The organism is Actinosynnema sp. NPDC023658 (assembly GCF_040639995.1).
GTDB lineage: Bacteria > Actinomycetota > Actinomycetes > Mycobacteriales > Pseudonocardiaceae > Actinosynnema.
In genome coordinates this window covers 1-1,025 of the sequence record NZ_JBFAAX010001512.1, presented here as the reverse complement: position 1 = coordinate 1,025, position 1,025 = coordinate 1, and the positions used below count along the sequence as shown (strand labels likewise).

At 76.2% G+C, this 1,025-nt stretch carries 1 protein-coding gene; it reads left to right on the top strand.

Annotated features, from left to right (window positions below):
- The coding region (locus AB0G02_RS42180; RefSeq protein ID WP_360806791.1) for a cytochrome P450 at positions 1-1,025 on the top strand (1,025 nt) is incomplete at both ends.

Below are 1,025 nucleotides of genomic sequence, written 5' to 3'. Positions count from 1 at the left end.
CGACCACGCCGCGCCCCGCGCCGGGACCGCGCGGGAACGCGGCCCTGGGGAACCTGGCCGACTTCACCGCCGACCCGCTGGGGTTCCTGACCTCGGCGGCCCGCGAGCACGGCGACGTGGTGGCCATCGGTGCGGCCAACGTGCTGCTGGCGCACCCCGACGAGGTCGAACGGGTCCTGGTCGACCGCGCCGGTGCGTTCACCAAGACCTCCGCGCGCACGATGACCCGCACCCGCCGGCGCGGCTTCCCGGAAGCGATGATGAACAGCGACGGCGCGCGGTGGCGGGCCAAGCGCGACCGGCTCGGCCCCGGTTTCACCCGGTCGCTGGTGGCCGGTGCGGCGGACGTCGCCCTGGCCGAGGCGGTGAGCCTCGCCGACGGCCTGCCCACCGGGCAGCCGGTCGACCCGGGGCCCGCCGTGGCGCGGCTGGTGCTGCGCGGGGTCACCCGGCTCCTGTCCGGTCACGTGCTGGAGGACGCGGACGTGGACGCGGTCGGCCGGCTGGTCGTCGGGGTCATGGACGCCTCGACCTCGCCCGTCGCCCTGCCGGACTGGTTGCCCACCCCGGCGAACGTGCGGATGCGCCGGGCGCTGCGCGAGGTCGACGGGGTGGTGGACCGCATCGCCTCCGGTGACGGGCCCGTCGTGGCCGCGCTGCTGGCCGACCGGCCGTCGCGCGGTGAGCTGCGGGACGAGCTGGCCACGCTCGTGCTGTCCGGGTTCGAGACGACGAAGAACGCCGTGCTGTGGTCGTGCGACCTGTTGGCCCGCCACCCGGACCACGCGCAGCGGGTCGCTGACGAGGCGAACGCGGCGGCGTCGGAGCGGCGCGGCGGCGCGGCCCTGCTGGAGGCGCTGCCGTTCACCTCGGCGGTGGTCCGCGAGTCGCTCCGGCTGTTCCCACCCGTGTGGATCACCAGCCGCGAGTCGTCGCGGGACGAGCGGTTCGGCGGCTACGACGTCCCGGCGGGCACCACGGTGACGGTGAGCCAGTGGGTGAGCCACCGCGATCCCCGGTGGTTC